We start from the raw sequence: 13820 nt of genomic DNA, 5'->3' as shown, positions 1-13820 counted from the left end.
TCACCTCTGTGAGTAGGTGCGCGACCGTCTCCCGGAACCTTGACGAGCCGGTTTCCGGTACGGCAGCCACGGCAACGACGTGGCTGCTACTAGAACAGCCCGGCCCATGGGGCGCCAAGGCGCTCACTTCGAGCCACCTGGACCCCGCACTGGGCCGGGCACTGGAAGCCGCCGCAGCGGGAACCGGCGTTCGCGTCGCGCTCATCCGGCGCCCCGGACGCCATGCGGACCCGGGCACACCACCGGTCCGCAATGTGTACGCCGCCCACACCGTGCCGGGGCGTGTCTGGCTGCACAGTGCCACCACCCGCGATCCACAACGGCTGCTCGACCTCGACCTCGCCGCCCTCGGGGCAGGCGACCACCGATCCTTCGGTACCGCGCTCGGCGGGCGACCGCACACCGGCGATCCTCTCGCGCTGGTGTGCACCAATGGCAAGCGCGATCGCTGCTGTGCCCTCCTCGGCCGGCCCCTCGCCGCCGAACTGGCCGCTTCCGGGGTGCACGGGGTCTGGGAAGTCACCCATCTGGGTGGACATCGCTTCTCGCCGACGGTACTGGTCCTGCCGTACGGCTACGCCTACGGCCGTGCCGAGGCGCACACGGTCAAGGAGGCCCTGCACGGCATCCAGGAAGGGCATGTGGTCCTGGCCGGTTGCCGCGGCTGCTCCGCCTGGGAACGCCCCGGCCAGGCGGCCGAACTGGCGGTCCGGTCGGCAGCGGACGAGTACCGGACGGGTGCGCTGACTGTCGTGCGGACCAACGGATCGGCCCCGCACTGGGAGGTCTACGTCGAACACGCCGACGGCCGCCGGTGGCAGGTCACGGTGGCACAGCGAGCCTCACTACCGCCCCGCCCGGAGAGCTGTGGCGCGACCGTACTGGGTGCGCCCGCCAGGATGGACGTGACCGCCGTACGAGAGCTGAGGCCCACTGCGCTGGCGAGCTGAACCTCCGCTCCCCCGGCACGCCTTTCACGAGCTCGGAGGCGACCAGGAGATCCACACCACTCCCATGGGCGCTCGCGGCCCGCCCACGTACGGTCGTGGGTATGAGCCCCACTCCCCCAGCACGCCGTCTACGCCTCGGACTGCCACGGCGGATGTTCTCGCAGGTGCTCCTGATGCAGGTGGCGGTCGCGGCGGGGGTCGCGGTGCTCGCCACCGGATTGTTCCTGGCACCGCTGAGCAAGCAATTGGACCAGGAGGCCATGCGGCGGGCGCTGGCCATCGCCGAGACCACCGCCCAGGACCCGCAGATCGCCGAAGGGGTCCTCACCACCCCGCCGACCAGGAACGGCCCGGTGCAGCGGGAGGCCGAACGGATCCGGATCGCCACCCACGCCGAGTACATCGTGGTGTTGGACCGCACCTGGGTGCGCTGGTCGCATCCCACGGCTTCGGAGATCGGCCGGAAGGTCTCCACCGACCCCTCACGGGCCCTGACCGGCGAGCAGGTCATGGAGATCGACGAAGGCACCCTGGGCCGCTCGGCGCGTGGCAAGGTACCGCTGTACGACACACACCACCGCATCATCGGCGCGGTATCCGTCGGCCTCGCCTACGACAGCGTCCGGGCACAGTTGATCAATGCGATCCCGGGGCTGTTCGCATACGCCGGCGGTGCGCTCGCGGCGGGCGCACTGGCCGCCTGGCTGATCTCCCGCAGGGTCCAGCGCAAGACCCGGGACCTGGCCTTCTCCGATATCTCGGCGCTGCTCGCGGAACGTGAGGCGATGCTGCACGGCATCCGGGAGGGGGTAGTCGCCCTCGACCGCAGTGGTCGCATCCGCCTGCTCAACGACGAGGCACGGCGGCTGCTGGGAATCGGCGACGAGGCGGCCGGGCAGACCCTCGACGAGGCACTCGGACCGGGCCGTACGACGGACGTCCTGGCCGGCCGGGCGACCGGCACCGACCTACTCACGGTGCGCGGTCAGCGCGTCCTGGTCGCCAACCGTATGCCCACCGGCGACGGTGGTGCCGTGGCCACCCTGCGCGACCGCACCGAACTGGAGCAGCTGGGGCGGGAACTCGACTCCACGCGCGGGCTGATCGACGCCCTGCGCGCCCAGGACCACGAGCACGCCAACCGCATGCACACCCTGCTCGGGCTGCTGGAACTGGAGATGTACGACGACGCGGCGGAGTTCGTCAGCGAGGTGGTCGGCGACCACCGGGTCACCGCCGAACAGATCACCGAGAAGATCCAGGATCCTCTGCTCGCCGCCCTGTTGGTCGGCAAGGCGACCGTGGCGGCCGAGCGCGGAGCTGGCCTGTGGATATCGGAACACTCCCGGCTTCCCGACCGGCTGATCGATCCACGGGGACTGGTCACGGTCGTCGGCAACCTCGTGGACAACGCCCTCGACGCAGTCGCGGGCACCCCGCACGCACGCGTGGAGGTCGAGTTGCGCGCGGAGGGCCGTACGGTCGTGCTCAGGGTGCGCGACACGGGCCCAGGGGTCCCTGCGGACCAACGGGAGCTGATCTTCGCGGAGGGATGGTCCACCAAGAAGCCGCCCGCACACGGTAAGCGGGGCATCGGGCTCTCCCTGGTGCGCCGGCTCGCCGAACGACAGGGCGGGAGTACGGCCGTGAACACGGCGGTCGGCGGTGGCGCGGAGTTCACCGTGGTCCTGCCCGAGGCACTCACCGAGCCAGAACCGGGAGCGGCCCCTTCCGCGGCAGCCGGGTTCGGCACACCCCCTGCGGACGTCCCCGCCGCCACGGAGGAGGAGGCATGGTAATCGAGGTCCTGGTCGTGGACGACGACAGCCGGGTGGCCCGGGTCAATGCCGCCTACGTCGAGAAGGTGCCCGGGTTCCACGTGGCCGGTGAGGCGCACAGCGCAGCGGAGGCGCTGCGCCGGGTGGAAACCCTGCCGCGGCTCGACCTGGTACTCATGGACCATTGGCTGCCCGACGGCACCGGGCTCGCGGTGGTCCAGGAGATGCGGCGCCGCGGCCATCAGACCGACGTGATCATGGTGACGGCGGCGCGGGACGTATCGACCGTTCAGGCCGCCATGCGGCACGGGGCTCTGCAGTACCTGATGAAGCCGTTCACCTTCGCCGGTCTGCGGGCGAAACTGGAGGGGTACGCCCAGCTGCGGCGCGCCCTGGACAGCGGCGGCGAGGCCGAACAGGCTCAGGTGGACCGGATGTTCGGTGCCCTGTCCGCACCGCCGGAACCCGAGCTACCCAAGGGGCATGCCCCCGCGACGGCCGAGCTGGTGCGCCAGGCGCTGATGAAAGCCGCGGGCCCGATGTCCGCCCAGGAGATCGCCGAGCGGACCGGAGTGAGCCGGCAGACCGCCCAGCGGTATCTGAAGCTGCTGGAGCGCACGGGCCGGGCCCGGCTGACCCTCAAGTATGGCGACGCGGGCCGCCCGGAACACCGATACGTGTGGGCGGCCCGCGCCTGAGCGCACGTCATGGAGCACCTGGCGCAGTCATCCGGCGGCCTTGACGAATTCCGTGGTGCAGGTCCTACTCAAATCGAGCTTCGCGTTCTTGATCCGGGGTTGAACACCTTGAGCACCTTCGCGACCGTTTCGGGGCTGCCCCGGGGCATCACGCCGTCATCCGTGAACATGGGCAGGGTGCTCTTGACGGCCTGGTGATAGAGATTCTTGTCGCCCTGGGAGTAGTCGGCGGGTGTCTCGGCGGCACTGTGGGGTGGGGACAGCGAGTCACGGTCGCCGGACGCCTCCCCGAAAACGACCTCGTCCGCGCCCGGGACCTAGGAGAACTGCGCCGCCGACTCCACCGAGCCCTCGGCGCGACCGGGGCGACACCTGCGAGGCTGACCATGGCGGCGTGGACGCCACCCATGGTGAAGGTGAAGGTGTTCTGCGACTACGCGACGAGCAGGTGCACCAGCTCCGTCGCCTGGAGCAGGCGGGCTGCCTCCAGCTCTCCCTCAGTTACGGCGGCACCGGCCGGCCGGTGGCGCCGTACACATGGGTGTCGCCCCAGGTGCTCCGGTCCATGGGGCTCCCACGGGGCTGGGGACGCGGCCGGCGGTGACCGCTACGTCGGCAAGGACCACTACACCGCGCCGGCCCCGGTCAGTGACCGTACCTCGGTCTCGGCGTACTTGCCGTCGTCGGCGACCTCGTCCGAGGTGACCGTACCCAGCCAGCCAGCGAGAAATCCGAGCGGAATGGAGACGATGCCCGGGTTCTGCAGCGGGAAGTACTGGAAGTCCACGTCCGGAAACAGCGAGCCCGGGCTCCCCGACACCACCGGGGACAGCAGCACGAGACCGAGCGACGGGACCAACCCTCCGTACACGGCCCACACCGCGCCACGCGTGGTGAAACCGCTCCAGAACAGCGAGTACAGCAGCACTGGAAAGTTCGCCGATGCGGCGACCGCGAAGGCGAGACCGACCAGGAAGGCGACGTTCAGGTCACGGGCCAGGAGACCGAGCGCGATCGCCACGACACCGATGCCGACCGCGGCGAACCGAGCCACCGCCACCTCACTGCGGGTCCTGCCGTGCGGTCGGCGCAGCGACGCGTACAGGTCGTGGGCCACCGAGGCCGAGGACACGAGCGTGAGACCGGCGACCACCGCCAGGATGGTGGCGAAGGCGATGGCGGCGACAACGGCGAACAAGACCGTCCCCGTCGTGGAGCCCGCACCACCGCCCAGATCCAGGGCGAGGAGGGGTACCGCCGTGTTCCCGGCCGCATTCGAATGGCGCACGGCCTGCGGCCCCACCACCGCCGCAGCGCCAAGCCCGAGGACGATCGCCATCAGGTAGAAGCCCCCGATCAGACCGATGGACCACACCGCAGAGCGGCGGGCGGCCCTCGCGGTCGGCACCGTGTAGAAGCGAGACAGGATGTGCGGCAGTCCCGCCGTGCCCAGCACCAGCGCGAGCCCAAGGCTGATGAAGTCGAGGCGAGAGGTCCAGTTTCCGCCGTACCTCAGCCCCGGTGCCAGATAAGCGTCCCCGTGACCGCTGTGCTCCGCAGCCGTGACCAGCAGCCGGTCGATGTCCCCGTGGAAGCGGAGCAGGACCAGCACCGTCAGTGCGATCGTCCCGCTGAGCAGCAGGACCGCCTTCACGATCTGGATCCAGGTGGTGGCCCGCATCCCTCCCAGCGACACATAGATCACCATGAGCGCACCGACCCCGATGACCGCCCAGACCTGGGCCGCGCCGCTCGTCCGGCCCAGCAGCAGCGCCACCAGGCTGCCCGCACCGACCATTTGTGCCACCAGGTACAGAATGGACACCGTGACCGAGGACGTGCCCGCGGCAATCCGCACCGGCCGCTCGCTCATCCGCGCGGCCACGACGTCAGCCAGGGTGAACCGGCCGCAGTTGCGCACCAGCTCGGCCACGAGGAACAAGACGACCAGCCACGCCACGAGGAAACCCACCACATACAGCAGCCCGTCGTACCCGTACAGCGCGATGAGACCCGTGACGCCGAGGAAGGAAGCCGCCGACATGTAATCCCCGGCGATGGCAAAACCATTCTCCATGGGGGAGAACAATCGGCCGCCCGCATAGAACTCCTCCTCCGAACCGTGCCGCCGGCGGCCGACCCAGGTCGTGATCCCCAGCGTGACGGCCACAAATCCGCTGAACAGCAGCAAGGCCAGGGTCTGATGGCTGCCGGTCACGAGGCACCTCCTTGCACGCCACGAGTCAGCTCCTGGGTGTCCCAGCGCAGGTCCAGCGCGGCCCGGTCCCGGCGCAGCCGCGCATGCCGGGCGTAGGCCCAAGTGAGCAGGAATGTGGTGAGGAACTGCGCGAGCCCCGCGAGCATGCCCACGTTCACCGCCCCCGCCACGGGTCGGGCCATAAGTCCGGGCGCGGTCGTAGCAGTGACCACGTATCCCACGTACCAGGCGAGGAAGGCGATGGCTCCCGGCGCTACGAACCGTCGGTATCTGCTGCGCACCTCCTGGAACGCCGCGCTGCGCTGCACCTCTAGATACACGTCGCGGGCCCGAACCGTCGTCCCGCTGTTCTCTCCGCGAGCGGACGGCACGGCAGGAGCGGGCGTGCCCGTGCCGTCCACTTCACCCCAGCCGGAGGCCAGCGCGTCGTACCAGGGGTCTTCCGGCTTCACATCGTGAGCGGGTGCACCGTGGTCTTCTCCGCCCCCGGCCGAACTCTCGGGACCGCCCCCGGCTCCGCGGGCACGACCGTTGCTTGACTGCATGCCCAAGGATGGACAGACCGGGAAGATCCCTGACCTGTCTTCCCCCGGCCTTCACCCCATCAGGTGACTCACCCCACGGGCGGACTCGCCAGCCCCTTGCCGTAGGCATAACGCACGGCTTGCGCCCGGTCCTTGAGGCCCGTCTTGGCGAAAAGGTTGTTGATATGCGTCTTCACGGTCGCGGTGGAGACGTGCAGCCTGCGAGCGATCTCCTGGTTGGTGAGGCCTTCGGCAATCAGTACCAGCACCTCAGTCTCACGCGCGGTCAGCCCATCCGGAGGCTGACCGGCCACCGGTTCGGGCTCGGACTGCGACAAGCGCTCCAACAGCCGACGCTGAATTCCCGGCGACAGCCCTGCTTGTCCTGACAGCACGCTCTCCACGGCGCGCACGATCTCGTCACCCCCCACGTCCTTGGTGAGGTAGCCACGGGCCCCGGCCCGCAGCGCAGGGAACAGGGACTCGTCATCCGCATACGTGGTGAGCACCACGACCTGGGTACCGGGGTACTGCTCCCTGATCCGTCGGGTGGCCTCCACACCGTCGCAACGGGGCATCCGGAGATCCATCAAGACGACGTCCGGGGCGAGTTCCCCGACCAGCCGTACTGCCTCCTCACCGTCGCCCGCGGCACCTACCACCTCCATGCCCGGCAGCAGCCCGAGCAGCATCACGATGCCCTCCCGGACCACGGTCTGGTCGTCGGCGACCACCACCCGTGCGGGCTTCTTCCCGCCTTCCGTCCCCGTCATGCGGGCACCTTCAGCGTCACCAAGAACCCCTCCTCGTACGGCCCCGCGTCCAGCGAACCACCCAGTAGCTCAGCGCGCTCGCGCATCCCGAGCAGACCGTACCCGCCCCCGGACCGGGTGAATTCGCCCACTCGGCCGCCCGAATCCCGTATGTCCAGTGTCACTTCGCGTTCGCCGTAGTGGAGTCGCAGGCGTACCTTGGCGCCTTGGGCGTGCTTGCGGACGTTCGTGAGCGCCTCCTGCGCGACCCGGCGCACCGCCTGGGACGCCTCGGCCGACAGGGGCCTGCGCTCACCCGTGACGGTGACCTCCGCACCGTCGGCCGCGCTGACGAGTTCCGTCAGGAAGTCCTCAAGCGGTGTCAGCTCACCCCGGAGTGCGGACAGAGCCTGCCGGGTCTCGGCAAGGCCGTCGCGAGCCATGCCCCGAGCGGCCACCACCCGCTCCAGAACCCTTTCGCGATCGGCGCCGTTCTCGATCAGTAGCCGAGCGGCCTCCAGGTGCACGAGCTGCGCCGAGAGACTGTGGGCCAGCACATCGTGGATCTCCCGCGCGATCCGGGCCCGCTCGGCCAGCGCCGCGGACTCAGCCTCTGCGGCCCGGGCAGCGCGCTCCTGGGCGAGCAGTCGGTGAGCGTTGCCCCGGGCTTCCGCATCCAGCCGTAGGACATATCCGGCGAGAACCATGCCCGCCACCGTGGCCGTCGTGGTCAGCCAGACGTCGTTGTTGAACGCGGCGTACAAGGCCAGCGCCGCCGAGGCCACCGGTCCGGCTGCCACGAGCGGCAGCCTCTCCAAGGCAGTGATCCCGCAGCCGCACCAGATCACCACGGCTGGTCCTGTGAACCCGGTGGCCTGCGCGATCACCGCGATGCTGAGGAGCCCACCCACAAGGGCCAGGGAAGGCACCAGCCGGTGCTGGTAGGTGGTCCGGAAGAAGGCCCAAGCCACGAGACCGGCGATGAGCACTCCGGTAGCCGCTACGAGTGCCCCCCGCACGCCAGAGTGTTTGTGGCTGAACACACCCCACAGGAACATGGCGAGCACCAGCAGCCTGACGACCCAAGCGAGTAGGCGCCGAGACCTGGTAATTCCCGCATGGCCGAGTGCTTCACGCGATGGCCAGCGTGTCCAGGCGTTCTCGGTCACACGCATTCCTCCCACACCGGCCTCCCCTCACCGTGCGCCGGGACGGGACAGCTCCCGGCCCCAAGGGCCCGCACTCGCCCGACCAGGATCGCCTCGCGGATCAGCAGGGTGCCAGCGAGGCCGAGCATCAGGGCCGCACTCCCCTGGTGCAGGCCGAGCGCGGAACCGACGGCGACAACACCGGCCCGCAGGGCTACGCCCCCACCCCACACTGCAACGCTCGCTTTGGTGCTCTTGGTCCACACGACGCCGTCCGGAGCCGTCCAGATGCGGGTGGTCCAGGCCCAACCTGAGCCGGTGGCAAGGCCTATGAGCAGCCCGACCCCGAGCAGCATTGCGGATTCTGTGTGGTGGTGCTTGTCGAGGATGCCGGGCTCGCGCAGTGCGACGACGGCAAGGATCAGGGGAAGCAGCCACCGACGCCGGTCCGCGCCGATCGCACGGGCACGGAACTGCCGCGCGACCACTACGACGACCACAGCCACGATCGCCACCGCGTTGACGAGCCCGGACATCAGAGCCTCCGTGAGGAAGAAGGTGGTGTCGGTAGCTAGAGCTGCCGACTCCTTCGAACTTACGCAAATCCACTGGTCAGGAGATCGGAGCCGGGGTGGATCTCGGGTGGAGGCCCTGAACGACCCCACCTCCACCCAGGGGTGGAGAGGCTGACGGACCTACCGAGCCCACGGTGTGGCGGTCACGACCGGTTGGTACCAGGCGGCCGCGATCACTCACCGGACAGGCCAGTTCGCCCGGGGCGCTCGGCTGAGTGGTTGGGGCGAACGGGGTACTGCTCAGCGCCGGTGTTGGACGGCCCGGGGGCCCGTGGCAGAGAGGGCGTGACGAAATGGCAAGAGGGAGGCAATGGATTGGGGTGCAGCCCGCCGGTGCGGATACCGGCCAGCGGCGCCGGGCCCTCGGCCGCCGCCCACTGGCGAATTGTGGGGGCCGGGAGCCACCGACAGGCCGGGACGCCGGCGAGAGGGACGGCGGATAGCCGAGCGGCAGACCGACCAGGGACTGTGCCGCCGTACCCCGGCGCCCGGCGGATGCCCTTCCTCCCGCCAGGCTCTGCCCGGCGGGAAGCGAAACGGCTCAACCCACGACCGTCCATCGGCAGGACCGGACACCTGCAGGCCCGACGAGCCGGAGCAGAGCCGGACGGCTAGAAGACTGCTGAAAATCTCGGGTTCTGGCCCCGGCTCGGTGGAGTCGGGGCCAGTCTTGTAGGCATGCAGGGGGAATGGGCCGGAGAGATGGTCGGGCCGGATGTGTGGGAGACCTGCCGGGAGTTGATCCCGGCAGGGAGTGTGTTCGCGTTCCTCGCCGAGCATCGCGAGGTGCTGTTCCCGCCAGGAATGTTCACCGACATGTACCCCTCGTCCAACGGCCGTCCGAGTCTGCCGCCGCAGGTCCTGGCCGTGACGGTGGTGCTGCAGAGCCTGCACGGGCTGTCGGACTTCGAGACAGTCCAGGAGTTGCGGTGTGACCTGCGGTGGAAGGCCGCCTGCGGGCTCGGCCTGTACGACACCGCTTTCGACCCGTCGCTGCTGACGTACTTCCGGCGCCGGCTGCGTCACTCGGCCGACCCGACGCGGATCTTCACCAAGGTCAAAGAGGTCGTGGCCGGGACCGGCGTGCTCAAGGGCAAGCAGCGGCGGGCACTGGACTCCACCGTCCTCGATGACGCGGTGGCCACCCAGGACACCGTCACCCAGATCATCTCCGCCGCCCGACGGGTGATCCGTGAGGTCCCCGGCGCGCAGGAGACCGCGGAGCAGTGGTGCACGGCACACGACTACACCGACCCCGGCAAGCCGAGGATCGCCTGGGACGACGAGGCCGCCCGCGCCGCGCTGGTCGACGCGCTGGTCACCGACGCCCTCAACCTGCTCGGTCACCTGCCCGAACAGGAACTGGGCGAGAGGGCGGCGAACGCGGTGGGCCTGCTGGCCCTGGTCGCGGGCCAGGACGTGGAGCCGGCCGAGGACTCCGACGGACGCGACGGACGCTGGCGCATCGCCCAGCGCACGGTCGCGGACCGGACCGTGTCCACCGTCGATGCGGACGCGCGGCACATCCACAAAAACCGAACCCGCCACCAGGACGGCTTCAAAGGGCATGCGTCCTTCGAGCCGGAGACCGGGCTGTTCACCGCGGTTGCCCTCACCAGCGGCTACGGCCCCGACAACCACGAGGCCGCCGTCGCCTGCGATCTGCTGGCCGACGAGGACGAGGGCCAGGAGTTAACCGTGCTCGGCGACTCCGCATACGGCACCGGCGACCTGCGCGCACACCTGCAGGCCGACGGCCACACCCTGGTGATCAAGCCGCCGCCGCTGCGGCAGGCCATCCCCGGCGGCTTCACCATCGACGACTTCCACGTCGACTCGGCGGCCGGCACCGCGACCTGCCCGGCCGGACACACCGCCAACCTCGGACAGGTCAAAGCGGACGGTGCTCGCACCGCCCAGTTCAAGCGCATGTGCACCGACTGCCCCCTGCGCGGACGCTGCACCACCTCCAAGACCGGGCGCACCCTCAACGTCCACCCCCAGCACGAACTGCTCACCGCAGCCCGCCACCAGGCTGCCACCGACCCCGTCTGGCAGGACGAATACCGCAGATGGCGGCCCCCAGTCGAACGTGCCATCGCCTGGCTGGTCGCCAAGGGAAACCGCCGGGTCCCCTACCGCGGCGTCATCGCCAACAACGTCTGGCTCCACCACCGCGCCGCCGCCCTCAACCTCCGCCGACTGATCAACCTCGGACTCACCAGGGCCAACGGCAGCTGGCACCTCACCCCGGCCACCGCATAAGCAAGAAGGGCTGTCCGACCTACGGCTGGACAGCCCACGACAAGATCTTCAGCAGTCTTCTAGGCGTCGATGCGCGACCGGTCCAGTGTGGCCGCCGAGCTGGAGATGAACTCCTTGCGGGGCGCCACCTCGTTGCCCATCAGCAGATCGAAGACCTGCTCGGCGGCTTCCAGGTCGGAGAGGTTGATACGGCGCAGCGTACGGTGACGCGGGTCCATCGTTGTTTCGGCCAGCTGGTCGGCGTCCATCTCCCCCAGACCCTTGTAGCGCTGGATGGAGTCCTTGTACCGGATGCCCTTGCTCTGGAGTTCCATGAGCTTGTCGCGCAGCTCGCGGTCAGAGTACGTGTAGACGTACTTTTCCTGGCCCTTCTTCGGCTGGACGATCTCGACGCGGTGTAGTGGCGGCACGGCGGCGAACACCCGGCCGGACTCGACCATGGGCCGCATGTAGCGCTGGAACAGAGTGAGCAGCAGACAGCGGATGTGGGAGCCGTCCACATCGGCGTCGGTCATCATGATGATCTTGCCGTAGCGGGCCTGTTCGATGTCGAACGTGCGGCCCGAGCCTGCTCCTATGACCTGGATGATCGCACCGCACTCAGCGTTCTTCAGCATGTCGGTGATCGACGACCGCTGCACGTTGAGGATCTTGCCCCGAATCGGCAGCAGGGCTTGGAACTCGGAGTTCCGCGCCAGCTTGGCCGTACCGAGCGCAGAGTCGCCCTCGACAATGAACAGCTCGCTGCGGCCGACGTCGTCGCTGCGGCAGTCGGCGAGCTTGGCGGGCAGGGAAGAGGACTCCAAGGCAGTCTTACGCCGCTGGGCGTCCTTGTGCTGGCGGGCCGCAACACGGGTACGAGCGGCTGCCACCACCTTCTCCATGACGACCCGAGCCTGGGTCGCGGCATCACGCTTGGTGGCGGTCAGGAACGCCTTCAGCTCCCTGGAGACCACGTTGTTCACGATGCGGCGAGCCGCCGAGGTGCCGAGGACCTCCTTGGTCTGCCCCTCGAACTGCGGCTCGGCCAGGCGGACGGTGACGACGGCGGTGAGGCCCTCCAGGGCATCGTCCTTGACGATGTTGTCCTCGGCCACGCGCAGCAGTTTCTTAGCGCGCAGGACGTCGTTCATCGTCTGGGTGAGGGCCTGCTCGAAGCCCGCGACATGGGTGCCGCCCTTGGGGGTGGCGATGATGTTGACGAAGGATCTGACGGCCGTGTCGTAACCCGTGCCCCAGCGCATAGCCACGTCGACGCCGAGTTCGCGGGTGACCTCGGTCGGCGTCATCTGGCCGTGCTCGTCCAGGACCGGGACCGTCTCCTTGAAGGTGCCCTGCCCCGAGAAGCGGAGGACGTCGCAGACCGGCTTGTCGTTCGCCAGATACTCACAGAATTCGCTGATGCCGCCGTCGAAGCGGAAGGACTCCTCACCCTTGCTGCCGCCCTCGCCGAGGCCGAGCTCGTCACGGACGACGATGGTCAGGCCCGGAACCAGGAAGGCGGTCTGCCGGGCGCGCTGGTGCAGCGTCTCCAGGGAGAGCCTGGCGCCCTTGAGGAAGATCTGCCGATCGGCCCAGTAACGCACGCGCGTGCCTGAGCGGGTCTTGGGGATCTTCTTGGGCTTGCGCAGACCACTTCTGGCCTCGAACTTCGCATCGGCGCCGCCCGACGCGAAGACGCCTGGCACACCGCGCCGGAAGCTGATCGCATGCGTGTGGCCGCCCCGATCCACCTCGACATCGAGGCGGGCCGAGAGGGCATTGACCACGGAGGCGCCAACGCCGTGCAGGCCGCCGGAAGCGGCGTACGAGCCGCCACCGAACTTTCCGCCCGCGTGGAGCTTGGTCATCACGACTTCCACACCGGACAGGCCGGTCTTGGGCTCCACGTCCACGGGGATACCCCGGCCGTTGTCGCGCACCTCGACGGAGCTGTCGTCGTGAAGGATCACCTCGATGTGGTCGCAGTAGCCGCCGAGGGCCTCGTCCACCGAGTTGTCGATGATCTCCCACAGGCAGTGCATCAGACCGCGACTGTCGGTCGAGCCGATGTACATGCCCGGGCGCTTGCGCACGGCCTCAAGGCCCTCAAGGACGAGCAGGTGCCGCGCGGTGTAGTTGGAACCGTCGCGGTCTGCTCCTGCCAGCAGCGCTGTGGACGGCACGGACGTATCGGCGGTCACGCGGTTCGCTCCTCGCTGAATTTCAGGTGCCCCCTTTCTGGGTAAGGGGGGCGGCTTCGGTCGCCGCTCAGAGGGTACCGAGGCCTGGTAGAGCCGGTGTAACGCCACCCTCGTCGAGAACTCAGACTAGTCCAGGGTCGCATGCACGTTCGATACCCCGATGGGGTGAAGTGCATATCACGTTCCCTTGGAGGCATGAACCATTTAGGCTCCGGGCACGTCCTCATGAACAACCGGCAACCCAGCCGGGAGGACCGAGACCCAAGACAGCGCGAACCCGTAAGCACATAAGACACGCAATACGGCACATTCGCCGCCAACCGGCAGCAGACAGCCGCCCCGGAGAGATTTTTTCGAGGAAAAGCCACGAGCGGGAACGTTTTCGGGCTGGTTGGATGTTGACCCTGGTACGACAGCTCGTCGAGCTAGAGAAGAGGCGACGTGACTACTGTTCTGACCCCCGCGAGCCCGCTGACGGCCGCCGATCGCTGCGACCGTTGCGGCGCACAGGCATACCTACGCGTCGTCCTGCTGAGCGGCGGAGAACTGCTCTTCTGCGGCCACCATGGCCGCAAGTTCGAGCCGGAACTCAAGAAGATCGCCGCTGAGATACAGGACGAGACGGAGCGGCTGACGTCCGTTCCCGGCACTGCTTCCGACGAAGAGCGCTGACATCTCGCAGACACGACGAGCCAGCCCCGGCACAGGCCGGTGAACGGGCGGCCGCTC

The 13820-nt window shown here is 68.9% G+C and carries 12 protein-coding genes and 1 pseudogene; 6 read left to right on the top strand and 7 right to left on the bottom strand.

The features are described from left to right. Positions 1-8: 8 nt before the first annotated feature. From LK06_RS25345 to LK06_RS25335, 3 genes are all read left to right on the top strand, one after another. Positions 9-950 (top strand): ferredoxin family protein, encoded by a 942-nt coding sequence (locus tag LK06_RS25345; RefSeq protein ID WP_043405661.1) that lies wholly within the window; start codon positions 9-11, stop codon positions 948-950. Between the two features lie 101 nt (positions 951-1051). Next, positions 1052-2749 (top strand): ATP-binding protein, encoded by a 1698-nt coding sequence (locus LK06_RS25340; RefSeq protein WP_071659159.1) that lies wholly within the window; start codon positions 1052-1054, stop codon positions 2747-2749. After that, positions 2743-3426 (top strand): response regulator, encoded by a 684-nt coding sequence (locus tag LK06_RS25335; RefSeq protein WP_039652517.1) that lies wholly within the window; start codon positions 2743-2745, stop codon positions 3424-3426. The genes LK06_RS25340 and LK06_RS25335 overlap by 7 nt, the downstream gene beginning before the upstream one ends. A gap of 27 nt (positions 3427-3453) precedes the next feature. On the opposite strand, the pseudogene LK06_RS34545 reads toward LK06_RS25335, so the two are convergent. After that, positions 3454-3677, bottom strand: a pseudogene (locus tag LK06_RS34545) (ABC transporter substrate-binding protein); the annotation flags it as partial. Positions 3678-3820: 143 nt separating this feature from the next. Between LK06_RS34545 and LK06_RS33425 the strand changes: the two are divergent. Continuing rightward, complete coding sequence (locus LK06_RS33425) at positions 3821-4030, top strand: hypothetical protein (protein ID WP_159025337.1); 210 nt, start codon at positions 3821-3823, stop codon at positions 4028-4030. 21 nt (positions 4031-4051) lie between these two features. Here the strand turns inward: LK06_RS33425 and LK06_RS25325 are convergent, their stop codons facing one another. The 5 genes from LK06_RS25325 to LK06_RS25305 all read right to left on the bottom strand — a co-directional run bounded on the left by LK06_RS25325 (position 4052) and on the right by LK06_RS25305 (position 8604). Then, positions 4052-5644: a solute symporter family protein gene (locus LK06_RS25325; RefSeq protein WP_039652519.1), complete on the bottom strand. Its 1593-nt coding sequence runs from the start codon at positions 5642-5644 to the stop codon at positions 4052-4054. Beyond that, positions 5641-6189: a DUF485 domain-containing protein gene (locus tag LK06_RS25320; protein ID WP_071659160.1), complete on the bottom strand. Its 549-nt coding sequence runs from the start codon at positions 6187-6189 to the stop codon at positions 5641-5643. The genes LK06_RS25325 and LK06_RS25320 overlap by 4 nt, the downstream gene beginning before the upstream one ends. Before the next feature lie 68 nt (positions 6190-6257). Further along, positions 6258-6941 (bottom strand): response regulator transcription factor, encoded by a 684-nt coding sequence (locus LK06_RS25315; protein WP_039652523.1) that lies wholly within the window; start codon positions 6939-6941, stop codon positions 6258-6260. Further along, positions 6938-8089 carry a sensor histidine kinase gene (locus LK06_RS25310; protein WP_039652524.1) on the bottom strand — a complete coding sequence of 384 codons (1152 nt, stop codon included), beginning with the start codon at positions 8087-8089 and terminating at the stop codon, positions 6938-6940. The genes LK06_RS25315 and LK06_RS25310 overlap by 4 nt, the downstream gene beginning before the upstream one ends. Next, entirely contained in the window at positions 8086-8604 is a 519-nt protein-coding gene (locus tag LK06_RS25305; protein WP_039652525.1) for a DUF1453 family protein, read from the bottom strand. The genes LK06_RS25310 and LK06_RS25305 overlap by 4 nt, the downstream gene beginning before the upstream one ends. Positions 8605-9321: 717 nt before the next feature. Here LK06_RS25305 and LK06_RS25300 point away from each other — a divergent pair. Further along, positions 9322-10908: an IS1182 family transposase gene (locus LK06_RS25300; RefSeq protein WP_086083060.1), complete on the top strand. Its 1587-nt coding sequence runs from the start codon at positions 9322-9324 to the stop codon at positions 10906-10908. Positions 10909-10967: 59 nt separating this feature from the next. Here the strand turns inward: LK06_RS25300 and LK06_RS25295 are convergent, their stop codons facing one another. Next, positions 10968-13091, bottom strand: a complete 2124-nt coding sequence (locus LK06_RS25295; RefSeq protein ID WP_039652526.1) for a DNA gyrase/topoisomerase IV subunit B — start codon at positions 13089-13091, stop codon at positions 10968-10970. Positions 13092-13532: 441 nt separating this feature from the next. Between LK06_RS25295 and LK06_RS25290 the strand changes: the two genes are divergently transcribed. Beyond that, complete coding sequence (locus LK06_RS25290; protein WP_039652528.1) at positions 13533-13763, top strand: DUF7455 domain-containing protein; 231 nt, start codon at positions 13533-13535, stop codon at positions 13761-13763. The last annotated feature ends 57 nt before the right edge of the window (positions 13764-13820 follow it).

This window comes from Streptomyces pluripotens, from assembly GCF_000802245.2.
Classification (GTDB): domain Bacteria; phylum Actinomycetota; class Actinomycetes; order Streptomycetales; family Streptomycetaceae; genus Streptomyces; species Streptomyces pluripotens.
Note: the sequence above shows the minus strand (reverse complement) of the source record. Positions and strands in the feature narration are given on the sequence as shown.

Excerpts from the sequence above, each read along its gene's own strand:
- LK06_RS25320 (WP_071659160.1), bottom strand. The coding sequence starts at position 6,189 with ATGCAGTCAAGCAACGGTCGTGCCCGCGGAGCCGGGGGCGGTCCCGAG.
- LK06_RS25300 (WP_086083060.1), top strand. The coding sequence starts at position 9,322 with ATGCAGGGGGAATGGGCCGGAGAGATGGTCGGGCCGGATGTGTGGGAG.
- LK06_RS25315 (WP_039652523.1), bottom strand. The coding sequence starts at position 6,941 with ATGACGGGGACGGAAGGCGGGAAGAAGCCCGCACGGGTGGTGGTCGCC.
- LK06_RS25340 (WP_071659159.1), top strand. The coding sequence starts at position 1,052 with ATGAGCCCCACTCCCCCAGCACGCCGTCTACGCCTCGGACTGCCACGG.
- LK06_RS25335 (WP_039652517.1), top strand. The coding sequence starts at position 2,743 with ATGGTAATCGAGGTCCTGGTCGTGGACGACGACAGCCGGGTGGCCCGG.
- LK06_RS25305 (WP_039652525.1), bottom strand. The coding sequence starts at position 8,604 with ATGTCCGGGCTCGTCAACGCGGTGGCGATCGTGGCTGTGGTCGTCGTA.